At 66.2% G+C, this 11,594-nt stretch carries 14 protein-coding genes and 1 tRNA gene; 10 read left to right on the top strand and 5 right to left on the bottom strand.

The features are described from left to right. Nucleotides 1-75: 75 nt before the first annotated feature. The 3 genes from KZX42_RS01820 to KZX42_RS01810 all read left to right on the top strand — a co-directional run bounded on the left by KZX42_RS01820 (nucleotide 76) and on the right by KZX42_RS01810 (nucleotide 930). Entirely contained in the window at nucleotides 76-384 is a 309-nt protein-coding gene (locus tag KZX42_RS01820) for an integration host factor subunit alpha (RefSeq protein WP_248116521.1), read from the top strand. Between the two features lie 5 nt (nucleotides 385-389). After that, a complete protein-coding gene (locus KZX42_RS01815; protein ID WP_248116519.1) occupies nucleotides 390-794 on the top strand; it encodes a MerR family transcriptional regulator in 405 nt (134 codons plus the stop codon). 59 nt (nucleotides 795-853) lie between these two features. Next, nucleotides 854-930 (top strand) — tRNA-Pro (locus tag KZX42_RS01810). Between the two features lie 66 nt (nucleotides 931-996). On the opposite strand, the gene KZX42_RS01805 is transcribed toward KZX42_RS01810, so the two are convergent. Both KZX42_RS01805 and KZX42_RS01800 read right to left on the bottom strand, forming a co-directional pair. Next, the gene (locus tag KZX42_RS01805; protein WP_248116517.1) at nucleotides 997-1,191 is read right to left on the bottom strand and encodes a DUF2842 domain-containing protein; all 195 of its coding nucleotides are present in this window, start codon (nucleotides 1,189-1,191) and stop codon (nucleotides 997-999) included. Continuing rightward, a complete protein-coding gene (locus KZX42_RS01800; protein WP_248116515.1) occupies nucleotides 1,191-1,442 on the bottom strand; it encodes a transglycosylase in 252 nt (83 codons plus the stop codon). Before KZX42_RS01800 ends, KZX42_RS01805 begins: the two co-directional genes overlap by 1 nt. A 135-nt stretch (nucleotides 1,443-1,577) precedes the next feature. On the opposite strand from KZX42_RS01800, the gene KZX42_RS01795 reads away from it, so the two are divergent. After that, a complete protein-coding gene (locus KZX42_RS01795) occupies nucleotides 1,578-2,678 on the top strand; it encodes a COX15/CtaA family protein (protein WP_248116513.1) in 1,101 nt (366 codons plus the stop codon). On the opposite strand, the gene KZX42_RS01790 is transcribed toward KZX42_RS01795, so the two are convergent. Next, the gene (locus tag KZX42_RS01790) at nucleotides 2,647-4,044 is read right to left on the bottom strand and encodes an alkaline phosphatase PhoX (RefSeq protein WP_248116511.1); all 1,398 of its coding nucleotides are present in this window, start codon (nucleotides 4,042-4,044) and stop codon (nucleotides 2,647-2,649) included. The two genes, KZX42_RS01795 and KZX42_RS01790, sit on opposite strands and share 32 nt — an antisense overlap. A gap of 262 nt (nucleotides 4,045-4,306) precedes the next feature. Between KZX42_RS01790 and rplM the strand changes: the two genes are divergently transcribed. The 4 genes from rplM (at nucleotide 4,307) to msrB (ending at nucleotide 6,861) form a co-directional block, all read left to right on the top strand. Further along, on the top strand, nucleotides 4,307-4,783 hold the full coding sequence (gene rplM / locus KZX42_RS01785) for a 50S ribosomal protein L13 (RefSeq protein WP_054765955.1): 477 nt from the start codon (nucleotides 4,307-4,309) through the stop codon (nucleotides 4,781-4,783). A gap of 2 nt (nucleotides 4,784-4,785) precedes the next feature. After that, a complete protein-coding gene (gene rpsI, locus KZX42_RS01780) occupies nucleotides 4,786-5,280 on the top strand; it encodes a 30S ribosomal protein S9 (protein ID WP_248116509.1) in 495 nt (164 codons plus the stop codon). 101 nt (nucleotides 5,281-5,381) lie between these two features. Then, the gene (gene argC / locus KZX42_RS01775) at nucleotides 5,382-6,317 is read left to right on the top strand and encodes an N-acetyl-gamma-glutamyl-phosphate reductase (RefSeq protein WP_248116507.1); all 936 of its coding nucleotides are present in this window, start codon (nucleotides 5,382-5,384) and stop codon (nucleotides 6,315-6,317) included. Between the two features lie 40 nt (nucleotides 6,318-6,357). Further along, entirely contained in the window at nucleotides 6,358-6,861 is a 504-nt protein-coding gene (gene msrB / locus KZX42_RS01770) for a peptide-methionine (R)-S-oxide reductase MsrB (RefSeq protein ID WP_248116505.1), read from the top strand. Here msrB and KZX42_RS01765 read toward each other — a convergent pair. Then, nucleotides 6,858-7,235 carry a hypothetical protein gene (locus tag KZX42_RS01765; RefSeq protein WP_248116503.1) on the bottom strand — a complete coding sequence of 126 codons (378 nt, stop codon included), beginning with the start codon at nucleotides 7,233-7,235 and terminating at the stop codon, nucleotides 6,858-6,860. The two genes, msrB and KZX42_RS01765, sit on opposite strands and share 4 nt — an antisense overlap. Then, nucleotides 7,232-9,175 carry a class I poly(R)-hydroxyalkanoic acid synthase gene (gene phaC, locus KZX42_RS01760; RefSeq protein WP_248116501.1) on the bottom strand — a complete coding sequence of 648 codons (1,944 nt, stop codon included), beginning with the start codon at nucleotides 9,173-9,175 and terminating at the stop codon, nucleotides 7,232-7,234. The genes KZX42_RS01765 and phaC overlap by 4 nt, the downstream gene beginning before the upstream one ends. Before the next feature lie 84 nt (nucleotides 9,176-9,259). Between phaC and KZX42_RS01755 the strand changes: the two genes are divergently transcribed. Next, entirely contained in the window at nucleotides 9,260-9,709 is a 450-nt protein-coding gene (locus KZX42_RS01755) for a hypothetical protein (RefSeq protein WP_248116499.1), read from the top strand. Between the two features lie 50 nt (nucleotides 9,710-9,759). Next, nucleotides 9,760-11,571, top strand: a complete 1,812-nt coding sequence (recJ, locus tag KZX42_RS01750; protein ID WP_248116497.1) for a single-stranded-DNA-specific exonuclease RecJ — start codon at nucleotides 9,760-9,762, stop codon at nucleotides 11,569-11,571. Nucleotides 11,572-11,594: the final 23 nt, after the last annotated feature.

Below are 11,594 nucleotides of genomic sequence, written 5' to 3'. Positions count from 1 at the left end.
TCGCCTAGCGGCATTGATTTTTCGGGGCCTTTGCGTCCCTATGACAACGAGTTGATCGCGCGAGCGGGGGATATGATGGCCAGCCAACAGACTGTGACCCGCGCGGATCTGTGCGAGGCCGTCCACGACGAGGTCGGTCTGTCGCGTCAGGAATGTTCGGCACTAGTCGAACGAACGCTGGAGCTGATCGTCGAATCGCTGGAACGCGGCGAGACGGTGAAACTGTCGGGGTTCGGCGTCTTTCAGGTTCGCGAGAAGCGCGCCCGCATGGGTCGCAACCCCAAGACGGGCGAGCCGGCGGCCATCAATCCGCGCCGCGTCATCAGCTTCCGCGCCTCCCAGATCATGAAAAGCCGGGTTCACGACGCCGTTGTCGAGGCCTGACGCTGGTGGCCAAGAGCCCCGGCGCCTTTCGCAGCATTTCCGAAGCGGCCGAAGAGGTCGGGGCGCCGCAGCATGTGCTTCGATTCTGGGAAACCAAGTTCGAGTTCGTAACGCCGGTCAAACGCGCCGGCGGGCGTCGATTCTATCGACCGCAGGACGTTCTGGTGCTCAAGACGGTCAAGCGGCTGCTGCATGACGACGGTCTGACCATTCGCGGCGTCCAGCGTCTGCACAAGGAGCAGGGGCTGAAAAAGCTGGTGGGCGCCGACGCCGCCGATCTGATCGAGGACGGGCCGCGCGAACAGACGCCGACCCCCGATGCGGCGCGACTTGAAACCTCCGGTTTGCAGCGGCTTCTAGCCGATCTGGAACAGGCCAAGGCCCGGCTGGACGCCATTCTCGCGCGGTAGGTGGATAAGTCGTTTTAGCGTTTGCGATCCCGGATTCCCCCGTCTATAGGGAGCGCCTTCGGAGCGTGGCGCAGCCTGGTAGCGCACTTGACTGGGGGTCAAGGGGTCGCAGGTTCGAATCCTGTCGCTCCGACCATTCTTGAAAAATAGAATGTTGATGGTGGGGTCGTCCTTGCGGGCGGCCCCATCGCCATATCCGGCCTCAGCCGCGTTCGGCCCACTTCAGCAATGGGATCAACGGCAGGCCCCAGGCCGTGCCGCCCACGCCGAAGAAGATGAAGTCGATCCAGGCCGAGGCCGGGAACAGGCCGCGCAGGGCGATCAGGCTCCAGACCCAGAAGACCAGAAAGGCCAGCACGCCGATCGCGGCGACGAATCGACGCGCGCGGGGCGGCATCAGCGCTTGTTCCTGAATAGGAAGAAGGCGACCAGGCAGACCCCAGATCCGACCAGGGCCCAGGGCACCCAAACCCAGCTGTCCATCGTGCCGATCGCAAACACCCGCACCGCCAGGAACCAGCCGCAGACCAGGCCGACCCCGGACACCAGCGACGTCCCGCCGAATCCGCGACGCCCGGTCAGCAGGTCCGCGATCCAGGCCAGAAGCAATCCACCTGCGATGGCGGCGGCGATATCGGCGTACTGCAACCCTGATCTCCTGCGGCGTCAGCGCCGTTAACTCAATCCGACTCGATCTTGCGTCGAGACCGGGGCATACCGCCACGGTCGCGATTTGGTCATGGTCGAGCGCGACAGCATATCCGGGTCAGCGTCGGGCGTCGAATGAACCGTTTCGGAAATCCAGATCGCAATCGCGCCGTGGCCGCGTGGCTGTTCGCCACGGCGGTCATCGTGTTCCTGATGGTCGTCATCGGCGGCATTACGCGCCTGACGGGTTCGGGCCTGTCGATCACCGAGTGGAAGCCCATCATGGGCGCCATCCCGCCTCTGAACGACGCCCAGTGGAACGAGGCGTTCGAGAAGTACAAACAGATTCCCCAATACGCCCAGATCAACGCCGGCATGAGCCTGGGGGAGTTCCGGGGCATCTTCTGGTGGGAATGGCTGCACCGGCTGATCGGGCGGCTGGTCGGGGCGGTGTTCGCCCTGCCGCTGGTCTTCTTCCTGCTGTGCCGCGCCGCGCCGCCGCGCTCGGTGTTTCGTCAATGGGCTATGCCGGATCGGCTGATCTGGCGCTGTGTGGTTCTGCTGGCGCTGGGCGGGCTTCAGGGGCTGATCGGCTGGTGGATGGTGTCCAGCGGCCTGTCCGAGCGCGTGAGTGTCGCGCCCGAGCGGTTAGCGACTCACTTGGGCCTGGCCTTCGTTCTGTTCGCCGCCTTGATCTGGACCGGGCTGGAGGCCTGGAGCGGCCAGGATCACGGTCGTCCGCCTGCCGGCTGGGCGCGGGGCGCGGGTCTGCTGCTGGGGCTGGTCTTCCTGCAGTGCCTGTTGGGCGCCCTGGTCGCCGGGGGTCATGCCGGGCTGGTCTATACCGACTGGCCCCTGATGAACGGCCAGGTCCTGCCGCCGGCTGACTGGAGCCTGGGGGCGGGCGCCCTGCTGCACGATCAGGCCCTGACCCAGTTCAACCACCGAATGGTCGCCTATGGACTGCTGATCGCCGTCACCGTCTACGCCTTCCAGGCCTGGCGTTGGCGCGTGGCCGAAGGCATGGGGTTCGGCGCCTTCGCCTTGGCCGGCGCGATCTGGGCCCAGGCCCTGCTGGGCGTAGTCACCCTGATCAACGCCGTGCCGGTGTGGCTGGGGGTGCTGCACCAGGGCGGGGCCGCCGTCGTCCTGGCCTTGGCGACGGCGAACCTGTGGCTGGTGCTGCGCGCCCAGCCCCGCATCTTCATGTCCGGGCCGCGCGCCATGGGCCGGTGATCGCCAGGGTCATGCCGGGATACTGGATGTTGACGAACAGGGTCGATCCGTCCGGCGAGAAGACCGCGCCTGCGAACTCCGAGTTTCCCTGAAACACATTGCGGCCCAGGGTGTAGATCTTGCCGTCCGGCGTCACGCCTTTCAGGTGGTTCCTGATGTCGCTGGAATAGTTGTCCTCGCATACGATCAGATGGCCCCAAGGGGCGACGGTGATGTTGTCGCCCATGTTGAGCGTCTTCTCATTCGTGCTTTCGACGAACAACTGAAGCCGGCCCGGTCGACGCGCCTCGCCCGCACGGCCTTCGTCGGGCGAGGGGACGTAGCGCAGTATCTGCCCCCGCTGGATCGGCCCACCCGAGGTGGCGGTCAGATAAAGCTCGCCGTCGCCCCACCAGACGCCTTCGCCCCGGGCGACCAGGGCGGCGCCGTCTGTGTGACCCCGCTGGCGCAGGTCGCCCTTGGGGCTGTCGACCTCGGCCATGTCGATCCAGTTCACGTCCAGCCAGTCGCCGACCGACCACAGCCGATCCTGGTGGTTGGAGGTGTCAGCCCCTTGCCGCGCGCGCACGACCATGGCCTGCAACCGGCCGCCCCTGGCCAGTTCTCTCGGCCTCTCGGGGATGAAGCGATAGAACAGGCCGTCCTGCTTATCCTCAGTCAGATAGACGATGCCGGTGCGCGGATCGACGCACACAGCCTCGTGGTCGAACCGGCCCATGGCGGTCAAGGGAATGGGATCCACCAGCCCCTCGGCGCGCGACGGCACCTCGAAGACATAGCCGTGGGCCTTGTTTACGTCGGCGTCGGCAGGCGTCTCCTGAGTCTCTTCACAGGTCAGCCATGAACCCCAGGGCGTCGGCCCGCCACAGCAGTTGGTGCTGGTGCCCGCCAGGCTGAGGTGCTGGCGCTCGGTCTTGCCGGTCGCCAGGTCATAGACCACCGTAGTCGTGCCGCCGGGCAGAGGGCGGCCGTCCTTATAGGTGTCATAGGCGCACGTTGCATCCAGCAGGCCGATCCGCTGCTGATTATAGCCCCCCGGTCCCCAGTTGCGGTGCGCGGCGGACGACCCTTTCAGTTCATGGTTGCGGACCAGGGCGACGCGCGTCCCGCCCAGGCCGAAACAGCCCATGCCGTCGAATTGACCGGGGACCAGCAGACCATCCGCCATGGTCTCGCCGCCCTGGGACACGATTCGGTAGGAAAAGCCGTCCGGCAGATCCAGCAGGCCGTTGGGATCGCGCGTCAGCGGACCATAACCTTCGACCTCGTTCAGATAGGTCTCCTCGGCCGCCTGGACGCTTCGGGCTAGACCCGAGAAGGCGAGGGCGGCGCTGGAGGCGATCAGTCCGCGACGATGAAGATGCATGGGATGCTCCGAAAGGCTTGGCGCCCCGGATGGCGGCAAAACGTCATGGTTTGATGACAGAATTTGTTATTTTGTAACGTCCATACGGGTTATGCAGTCGGGTATTTTGATACCGCATTGCAAATATGTATAAAAATCCGATACTTACATCATGCGGACGCCGATCTTGCGCATTGACGCGACTGATCGTCTCCGGTATCAGCGCGCCTTCATTCGGTTCCTTCGGGGGCCGGACCCGATTTTCGTCTCCAGGAACCCCCTCATGCTGAAGAGCACCACGGCTTCGTTGAAGCCGGCCGAGGTCGAGAAGAAGTGGATCCACATCGACGCCGAAGGCGTCGTCGTGGGCCGCCTCGCGACCTTCATCGCCAACCGTCTGCGCGGCAAGCACCGCGGCGACTACACCCCGCACGTCGATTGCGGCGACTACGTCGTGGTCACCAACGTCGACAAGGTGGTGTTCACCGGCAAGAAGAACACCGACAAGATCTACTATCGCCACACGGGCCACCCCGGCGGCGTCAAGTCGACGACCCCGGAAAAGGTTCTGGGCGGTCGCTTCCCCGAGCGCGTGCTCGAGAAGGCCGTCGAGCGCATGCTGCCCAAGGAAAGCCCCCTGGCCCGCAAGCAGATGACGCACCTGCGCCTGTTCGCCGGCAGCCAGCACGACCACGAAGCCCAGCAACCGGAAACGATCGACTTCAAGTCGGCGTCGCCCAAGAACACCCGGAGCGTCTGAGCATGACCGACGTGACCAACACCGAAACCGCCACCGGCTTTGACGCCCTGAAGGGCCTGTCGGCCTCGGCCGAGAACGACGCGCCCGTCTACGTCCAGAAGCTGGACGCGCAGGGCCGCGCCTATTCGACCGGCAAGCGCAAGAACGCCATCGCCCGCGTGTGGGTGAAGCCCGGCGCCGGCAAGATCACCGTGAACGGCAAGGACGTGGCCTCCTATTTCGCCCGTCCGGTTCTGCAGATGATGGTGGCCCAGCCGCTGAACGTCGCCGACCGCGCCACCCAGTATGACGTGATCTGCACCGTCGAGGGTTCGGGCCTGTCGGGCCAGGCCGGCGCCATCCGCCACGGCCTGTCGCACGCCCTGACGCACTTCGAACCGGAACTCCGCAAGGTTCTGAAGCCGCACGGCTTCCTGACCCGCGACAGCCGCGTCGTCGAGCGCAAGAAGTACGGCCGCGCCAAGGCGCGCCGCAGCTTCCAGTTCTCGAAGCGCTGATCGCGTTCACGCGGTTCGGATTTTGGGCGCTTCGGGGACACCCGGAGCGCCCTTTTTCTTGCGCCTTTGCTCCTTAAGCGGAGAAGGGACGGGAGAGACAGATGACCCACACCATCTTCATCGACGGCGAGGCCGGCACCACGGGGCTTGAGATCTGCGAGCGGCTGGAAGCGCGCCCGGATCTGGAACTGGTCCTGCTGGGGGAGCGTCGTCGCGATGTGGAGGCGCGGCGCGAGGCGTTGAACGGTGCAGACGCCGTGATCCTGTGCCTGCCCGACGATGCGGCGAGGGAAGCCGTGACGATGGTCGAGAACCCGTCCGTGAAGGTGATCGACGCCTCGACCGCCTATCGGGTCGCGCCAGGCTGGGCCTACGGCTTTCCAGAAATGGATGCGGGGCAGCGCGCGCTGATCGCGCGATCCCAGTTCGTGTCGAATCCCGGATGCTATCCGACGGGTTTCATCGGTTTGATGCGGCCGCTGGTGAAGGCGGGTCTGGTTCCGGCCAACTATCCGATCACGGTCAATGCGGTGTCGGGCTATTCCGGTGGCGGCAAGGCCATGATCGCCGAGTTCGAAGCGCCCGGCGCCGCGACCGCCTATCGCGCCTATGGGCTGACGCTGAAGCACAAACATGTGCCCGAGATGACCCGGCATGCGGGGCTGAGCCGCGACGTCCTGTTCACGCCCGCCGTCGGCGCCTATCGCCAGGGCATGTTGGTCGAGGTTCCGCTGCATCTGGCGGCGCTGCCCGAAACGCCCTCGGTCGAACGGCTGCACGGCGCCCTGGTCGAGGCCTATGACGGCCAGCGTTTCGTCGAGGTCGCGGATCTGGAGGAGACCGAGGCCATGGCCGGTATCGAGCCCGAGGGTCTGAACGGCACCAACCGCTTGCGGCTGCACGTGTTCGGTGATCGCAATGGCGAACAGGCGCGGCTGGTCGCCCTGCTGGACAATCTGGGCAAGGGCGCCTCGGGCGCGGCGGTTCAGAACCTGAACATCATGCTGGGCCTGGACGAGGCGACAGGCCTGATCTGAGGCGCTGAAACCATTCGGCGGCCTTCGTCGTATCAGGGACATGACCCAGTCCCTGATCCTGCATCGCCGGGGCCTTCTGATGAGCGCCGGCGCGCTCGCTCTTTCCGCCTGTTCGCCCGAGATGTCCGAAGCCGGGGAAAGTCAGTACGCCGCCTCGTCCTATCGTCGGGTGTCGGATGCGGATTGGCGACGACGCTTGGGCGACGCCTCCTGGCGCGTCATGCGGCACGACGGAACCGAACGTCCCTATTCCAGCCCCTTGAACGACCAGCATGCACGCGGCGTCTTCTCGTGCAGGGGATGCGATCTGGCGCTGTTCCGATCGGAATGGAAGTTCGATTCCCGCACGGGCTGGCCCAGCTTCTACGACGTGATCGCCGCCAATATCGGCAAGAAGCGCGATCTGGCCATCGGCGTTCCACGCACCGAATACCATTGCGCCCGCTGTTTGGCCCACCAGGGCCATGTCTTCCCGGACGGCCCGCGCCCGACGGGCCTACGTTACTGCAACAATGGCGTAGCGCTGAAGTTCGCAGCCGCCTAGAGGCGACGCGCTCGGACGGCGGAGTCCACTGTCGCGCCGAAGATGACCGATGCGATGATGACCAGCAGGCCGTAGTCATGACCGGGGAAGAAGACCGGCGCGCAGGCCATGGCGATGACCATCAGCGGAAAAAGGCCCGACCAGACGGCCGTGCCGGGGGCGTCCCCGTGGATCATCGGCTGGACCGCCGGCCGCTTCATCATCCGCGCCACCCGCCCGTTCAACAGCACGAAGGTGCCGGCGCAGACTACGGCCGACAGGACGTATTTCAGCGTATTGCCCGGCTCCCCGAACACGCTGGCGGTCATGAGCAAAAGCGCCAGGGCCACGCCCGTGCTGAGGGCCAGAAGGGCGTTCGGTTCGATACGGTTCAAGACTTCACTTTCACATAGCTGCCGGGCGCGGGCTCGATGGGCTTTAGCGGCCCTTTCGCCGGATCACGAGCGGGGATCGGCTTGCCGGATCGTTCGCGCAGCCACGCCGCCCAGTGCTCCCACCAGCTGCCGGGATGCTCCGTCGCGCCCGCCTGCCACTCCGCCAGGGTGTCGGGCAGGGCGGGGTTGATCCAATGCTGATATTTTCGCGCCGCCGGGGCGTTGATGACGCCGGCGATATGGCCCGATCCGGCCAGGGTGAAGGTCACGTCCCGCCCGCCGAAGAGTCGCGCCGAGCGATAGACCGAGTTCATCGGCGCGATATGGTCCTCGCGGCTGGCCTGGAAATACAGCGGGATCTTCACCTTCGACAGGTCGGCGGTCACGCCGCCGATCTCGAACACGCCTTCTGCCAGGGCGTTGGCGCCGTACATTTGGCGCAGATACTCTAGATGCAGCGCCTTGGGCATCCGTGTCTGATCGGCGTTCCAAAACAACAGGTCGAACGCCGGCGGATCCTTGCCCAGCAGATAGTTGCTGATGAAGAAGGACCAGATCAGGTCGTTTGACCGCAGGGCGTTGAACGTCTCAGCCATCGCCGCACCGGGCAGTACGCCACCCGCCGCATCCATCTGACGCTCGATCTCGGCGATCCAGTGTTCGTCGGTGAACAGCAGCAGGTCGCCAGCTTCGGCGAAATCGTGCTGGGCGGCGAAGAAGGTGGCGGCGGCGACGCGTGCGTCGCCCTTGGCCGCCATATGCGCCAGACCGGCGCCGAGCAGAGTGCCGCCGATGCAATAGCCGACGGCGTTCAGTCGATCCGCACCCGCCTGCTCCAGCGTCTTCTCGACGGCGCGATAGACGCCCTTCTCCAGATAGTCGTCAAAGCCGAAATCAGCCTTGTCGCGATCCGGGTTGACCCAGGAACAGACGAAGACGGTGAACCCCTGCGCCGACAGCCAGCGGATCAGCGAGTTGGCCTGCTGCAGGTCCATGATGTAGAATTTGTTGATCCACGGCGGGAAGATCAGCAGCGGGATCTCATGCTGCATCTCGCTGTCCGGCGCGTACTGAATCAGTTCGAACAGTTCGTCGCGCCAGACGACCTGGCCCGGCGCCGTGGCGACATTCTCGCCAACGACGAACTTTCCGTAATCGGCCTGACTGATGCGCAGCGAACCGCCGCCGCGCTCCAGGTCGGCGGCGAAATTCTGCATCCCCCGGACCAGGGATTCGCCGCTGGTCTCGGCCAGGGCCTTCAGCGCGACCGGGTTGGAGACCAGGAAGTTCGACGGCGAGAAGGCGTCAGTCAGCAGGCGGGTGAAGAATTGAGCGCGGCGTTTTACCGCCGGATCGACGTCCTCGACCCCTGCCACCAAGCCGTTCATCCAGTCCGACGTCAGCAGATAGGACCGCCGCATCATGTCGAACATCGGGTTTTCCGACCAGGCGGGGTCCTTGAAGCGCTTGTCGGCCGGGGCGGGGTCCGGCGTCTCGCCCGCCGCCTGACGCGCCGTGGTGCTCCACAGGTCCATGTAGCGGCCGAACAGGTCGGCCTGGGCGTGGAACAGCTTCTCGGGGCGCGCGGCCAGGCTGGTCATCACCGACGTCATGGCGGGCCCGACGTTGAAAGGGTCAGGCGTCAGCGTCGCCGCGCCGTCTGGGTTCTTGACCGCCTGGTTCAGAGCAGCCTCGGCCATGGCGCCTTGGGCCATCATCGCCGCCTTGGCCAGATTGAGCGACAGCGTCTCGATCAGCGCGGCCTGCTCGGCGCCGGCAAAGGCGGACTGGGGTTCATCGGCCGGCGGCGGCCCGTCCGGCAAGGATTTCAGCTGTTCCTTGGGCTGACGCGGCGGTCGCGGCTTGGCGGAGGTGGGGCGGCCGGCTTTACGCGCAGGCTTGTCGGTCGTGTCCTTTGGGGGCGGGGGAGGCTTGGCCATCATCGTCCTTCGCGCTTCCTGCGCTGCGGGCTGGTTCATCCGCCCTTCCGCGCGGGGCCATGATGGCATAAGACCGACCGGGAAATGAACGCGCCGCTCTCAAAAAGGATGATCCTGATCGCCGCAGTCGCGATCACAGGGGCATTAGGCGCCTGCTCCGGCGGCCTGGCCGCCAAGACCGACGCCGCCTCGCCGCTAGCCCCGCGCGTCCAGGAACTGGTCGACGCCAACCGCCACTATCCGCGCTGGGAGGACTTCCCGGCGGCGCCGACCAGCCTGCCGGACGTGCGTCAGGTCGCAGCGAACGCCCAACGGCTTCAGGCCGACAACGCCGCCCTGAACGGCGAGATCGCCCGAATCGATTGGACACTGAACGATCCCGAGGCCTTAGCGGCCCAGATCAACGCCAAGGTCGCGACCGTTCCCGTATCGCCCGACGCCGCGCGCACCCAGGCCGAGATCGAGGCCTTCGCCCAGAGCCTGCGCGACAGGGCGAAGGCGCCGCCGCCGCTTGACCGCCGCCCTGCGCGGTGAAATCGACACTGGCGGTCGCCGCGCCGGCAGAATCCGCCGATGATGCGCCTATGGCTGACGACAGCGCGGCAAAAACACTGAACGCCTTTCTGGGCGTGTCCCGATCCCTGTCCGGCCGCGCCTGGCGACAGAGGCTGGCCGACGCTGCGGTCGTGCGCGCCCACATGCAGACCCTGGGCCTGGAAGAAGTTCTGGCCCGCGCCCTGGCGTCGCGCGGCGTGCGGGCGGATCAGGGTGCGGACTTTCTGACGCCGACCCTGCGGGCCCTGTTTCCCGATCCGTCCAGCTTCATGGACATGGACGCGGCGGCCGAAGCCATTCTGGACGCGCTCCAGGCCCAGGCGAGCATCCATGTCTTTGCCGACTATGACGTCGACGGCGCCTCCAGCGCCGCCCTTCTGGTGCGCTGGTTCCGGGCCATGGGCCACGAACTGCCCATCTATGTTCCCGATCGCCTGACCGAAGGTTACGGCCCCAGCGCCAAGGCCTTCGACACCCTGAAGGCGTCGGGCGCAGATCTGGTCATCACCGTAGACTGCGGCGCGGCGGCGAACGAAGCCTTGGCCCATGCCGCCACCATCGCTTTGAACGTCGTGGTGATCGACCACCACATGATGCGCAGCGAACCGCCGACGGCTTTGGCTGTCGTCAATCCCAACCGGCCGGGCTGCAACTCTGGCCAAGGCAACCTGGCGGCGGCGGGCGTGGTCTTCGTGCTTCTGGCCGCCCTGAACCGCGAGGCGCGCAGGCGCGGCCTGTTTGCAAACAGGTCCGAGCCCGACATCCGACAGTGGTTGGACCTGGCCGCCCTGGGCGCGATCTGCGACGTCACCGGCCTGACCGGCTTCAACCGCGCCCTGACGGGCCTGGGGCTGAAGGTGATGAGCGACTGGCGCAATCCGGGTCTGCGCGCCCTGCTGGCGGCCGCGGGGGCCGAACCGGGGCCTGCCAAGAGCAATCACGCGGGCTTCATTTTGGGACCGCGAATCAATGCGGGCGGGCGGATCGGTCGTTCGGACCTGGGCGCACGCCTGCTGTCGACCGACGACCCCAGAGAAGCCGAGGCCCTGGCCATCGAACTGGACGCCCTGAACGTGTCGCGGCGCGAGGTGGAGCGGATGGTGACGGAGGCCGCCGTGCGTCGCGTCGAGGCGACGGGCGCTCACGCCGACGACAGCGCCGTGGTCGTGGTGGCCGGCGACGACTGGCATCCCGGCGTGGTCGGCATCGTCGCGGGTCGATTGCGCGAACGCTGGCGCAAGCCCGTCATCGTCATCGGCATCGATCCCATCACCGGCATCGGCAAGGGTTCAGGACGGTCCCAGCCTGGCATGAACCTGGGGCGCGCGATCCAGGCGGCATGGGAAAACGGCGTCCTGATCGCCGGCGGCGGGCACGCGATGGCGGCAGGTCTGACGATGGACGGCGCGCGTCTGGCGGAACTGAACGCCTTTTTAAACGACCGGCTGGCGCAGGAACGTGTCGAGGCGGTCGCTCAGGATGTGTTGGAGATCGACGCCCTGATCGATCCGTCCGCCGCGACGCGCGACTTGTTCGAATCGTTTGAGCGCCTGGCGCCCTTCGGTCCCGCCAATCCCGAACCTACATTCGCGCTCAACGGCGTTCAGGCGCGTGAGCCGATTGCGATGAACGGCGGCCATGTGCGGTGCCGGCTGGTCGGGCCGGATGGCGCCTCGGTTCGGGCCATCGCCTGGCGCTGCGCCGATCTGCCGACCGGCCAGGCGCTTCTGGCGGGGCAGGGGGGGCTGAGCGTCGTTGGTCGGCTGAAGGCCGACGACTGGAATGGCCGTAAGGGCGTGCAGTTCGAGATCGAGGATGTGTCCGATCCCCGGATGATCTGAACGCGCCCAAAAAACTGAAAATC

Origin of the sequence: Brevundimonas sp. EYE_349 (assembly GCF_023147505.1) — a bacterium.
Classification (GTDB): Bacteria; Pseudomonadota; Alphaproteobacteria; order Caulobacterales; family Caulobacteraceae; genus Brevundimonas.
The sequence above is the reverse complement of the archived record's forward strand: the minus strand, read 5'-3'. Positions and strand labels throughout refer to the sequence as shown.